The following is a 3,149-nucleotide window of genomic DNA, read 5'->3' as shown; positions in this document are numbered from 1 at the left end:
TGCTTTTAAAAGCGGAAAATGCAAATAGGGGCAAAATGCGCTATGATTTCACAAAAATTAACAAAGGATAATAATGTCGCATACGCATTTAGACAAAATCCAAGCGGTGAATTTGGGGAGCTTTTATACGCCTGATTTTGCCGTGCAAATCGCGCAAAAAATGCTCCTAAACGAATTGCATAAAGCAGGTGTGAAGCCTAAAAATTGCACCCTGCTAGATAGTTCGTGTGGCTATGGGAATTTTTTAGATTTTAGTAGCGTGGATTTTGACTTAGAAACTACAAAAATTACAAATATAAAGCAAGATTTTATGGCAGATTCTACACAGGATTTTAGGCAATATTTTACACACGATTTCGCGCTAAAAATCGGCATAGACATTGATAAAAAAGCCATAGAGATTGCAAACAGCAATTTTGCCTCAAAGCAAAACAATCTACAAAATTCCACAAACACAACGCAAAATCCCCCGCTATTTCTCCACCAAAATGCCTTGCAAAATGTCTCGCGCAACAGCTTCCAAATCCCGCAAGATAAGCCACTAGCCATTATTGGCAATCCTCCTTATAATGACAAAACTTCTATCGTGCAAAGAGGGCTGAAAGATAAAACCTACGCGCTAGATTCACACCTCAAATGCCGTGATATTGGGGCGAGTTTTTTGCTCTCTTTTAATGAGTTAAAAGCGGATTTTATCTGCGTGCTTCACCCGCTTTCTTACCTCATCAAAGAGGCAAATTTTAGGGTGTTAAAGCGGTTTTTTGCAAACTATGTGTTATTAGATTGCCTTGTGATTAGCTCACAGATTTTCACACCTAAATCGCTTAGTTTTTTCCCTATCATTATCGCGCTTTATAAACGCAAATCCGCACAAGAATGCGATTTTCAAACGCTTGATTTTAGCGCGATAAAAGCATATAGATTTCACACATTGGAGGGGCAAAGTTTCGCGCTCAATGACTTTGATTTTATCGCTAAATATATCGATAAATATCCTAATCAAAATCGCGTCCCTAATGAAAATGCAGTCGCGCTATTTTACACCCTGCGCGATATAAACGCGCTTGCTCGCTCTAGGACATTTTTGCAAAAGCCAACCACAAACGCTATCAATGTCTCGCGTGAGAAATTTAGCCTATATTGCTATGTCGATGTGTTTAAGCAAATGATTAGCAAAGTGCCTTATTATCTTGGGAATTGCGATATTTTGATAGATTTTGAAAATTTCAAGATTCTAGAATCTGAGTTTGTAGAATGTGCAAAATCTAAAATCATTACGCCAAATATTACGCGCTATTTTGAGCGACTTTTAGGGGAGCATTATGCAAATAGCTAAGTTTGAAAATCCTCATACAAAAGAGGGCAAAATCCTTGTAGAAATCCCACTTACCGAGCAAACAGGCAAGGCGCGTGTAAAGGTGCGAAATAGCTTTTATGAATATGGACTGCCAACTGCCACAAGGCAAAATCCATTTAGCCAAAAGCACTATATCGAGTGGCAAATCGGCTATGATGTGGATAAAAGCGATAGCGACAAACTTGCGTTAAGCACATTGCAAAATAGCGAATTTATCGGTGCAAATGGCAAAAAAAAGGCATTATATGAGCTAAGCGAATTTGTATATTATTTCACTCAATGGGGGATTATTTTGCGCAGTGAAATTACGGGGCTTTGTGAGTTTTTGCGTGGTGTAAAAAGCGAGGAATTTTTAGATTCTAGAGCGGATTTAGCGATTTTGCGTAGCCACCCTGTGCCACGCAAGATTTCAGGCATAGAGTTTTATCATAGTGAAGTCAAATATCCGCTTTTGGTGCATAAATTTGGCAATTTTGATATTTTAGTAGAGATTGTCATTAAAGAAAAGCAACGCGCAGTGGGTGTGCAACCAATGCTCTATGTGTGTTTTCCTATCACTGAATTGCACCCTGCAAGTAAAAAACCAACACTGCTTGGCAGAGTAGCGGAGCAAAAAGAAAAAGCGTATTTGATTTTAGATTCTACGCATAAAGTATTTTTACTAGAATCTTTGAAAATCTTTGGCATTTTAAGCCAAAATCACAACCACGATATACACAAGATTTTAGGCGTTATTAACATAGGAATAAATCATTAAAGGCAAAATGCACGAATCTAACGACAATTTAAAAAAGGGAGTGAAACAATGAAAAAGTTAAGTTTGTTATTTTTCGTGGCGGTTTTGTCGATTGCGTTTGCGGAGAATGCAAAAGATGATTGGCAGTGGGATTACGCGGATTGTGAGTTTGAGAAACTTGATGAGAGCAAAATTACATATCGGTGGGAATATTTTAAGGAATTTGATGAAAAGAAAAAAACTTATGTGCATTATAAGCGACAAGTCATAGCAAATCCTAAATACGATATAGACCCTTGTGGAGAGCCTGTATTTACTATAATAAAAGCCAAAAGTATGCAAGAAGCACACGATAAACTAAAAAAGGCAAAAGGGACTTTATATTGGGAGCGATGGGGAAGCGGAGATTCGATAGATTTGGGGTTATATGAATATAAACTTGAATTTTTAGGGACATTGCCAAAGCAAGATTATCGATACAATGGTAAATGCAGAAGTGAAAAATCTCGATACTATAAGTGCGATAGCGAGGAATGGTATGCGAAATATAAGTGGAGCAAGGACAAAAAACGGCTCACAATCGAGTATGCCACTGATTGTGGCGACCAACAATATATATTGTTTGATTTAGGCAATGGCACATTTAAGATTGTAGCAACGATAGCACGGTGCTAGGGGGAATGAGAAAATGAAAACATTAAGTTCGCTTTTTATGCTTTATGTGCTAACGCTCACAAATGCAAATGCGCTTGATATAGAAAAACTTAAAAAAGAAACTTTGGAGAAAGCCACAGCTAAAGAATATGTAGAAATTGTAGATTCCCACAATACAAATGTTTATGAAAAAACTTTTCACAATAAACAATACTTTTTTATTCACTTAGAGGTTAAAGGGCATAGCAAAGGATACTTACACCACCAAGAAAACCATTGCATAGCTATCGCAGATGCGGATAAGTGGCTAAATACATTTTGTGCGGATGGGGCGCACGATATAGAATCGCGCATAGATTTTAAGGGCGATTATTTTACCATTGTCTTTGGTAAAAATGATTT

4 protein-coding genes are annotated in these 3,149 nt (G+C 37.4%); all 4 read left to right on the top strand.

Features of this window, described 5'->3' with window-relative positions:
• Positions 1 to 73 precede the first annotated feature (73 nt).
• Complete coding sequence (locus ACWIX0_RS13195) at positions 74 to 1,336, top strand: Eco57I restriction-modification methylase domain-containing protein (RefSeq protein ID WP_454174446.1); 1,263 nt, start codon at positions 74 to 76, stop codon at positions 1,334 to 1,336.
• Positions 1,323 to 2,114 (top strand): R.Pab1 family restriction endonuclease, encoded by a 792-nt coding sequence (locus ACWIX0_RS13190; RefSeq protein WP_454174445.1) that lies wholly within the window; start codon positions 1,323 to 1,325, stop codon positions 2,112 to 2,114. Before ACWIX0_RS13195 ends, ACWIX0_RS13190 begins: the two co-directional genes overlap by 14 nt.
• 48 nt (positions 2,115 to 2,162) lie before the next feature.
• Complete coding sequence (locus tag ACWIX0_RS13185; RefSeq protein WP_454174444.1) at positions 2,163 to 2,768, top strand: hypothetical protein; 606 nt, start codon at positions 2,163 to 2,165, stop codon at positions 2,766 to 2,768.
• A 13-nt stretch (positions 2,769 to 2,781) separates the two neighbouring features.
• Positions 2,782 to 3,149: hypothetical protein (locus ACWIX0_RS13180; RefSeq protein WP_454174443.1), on the top strand; the 368-nt coding region annotated here is incomplete at its 3' end.

This window comes from Helicobacter sp. T3_23-1059 (genome assembly GCF_053654515.1).
This window is presented reverse-complemented; position numbering and strand designations above follow the sequence as displayed.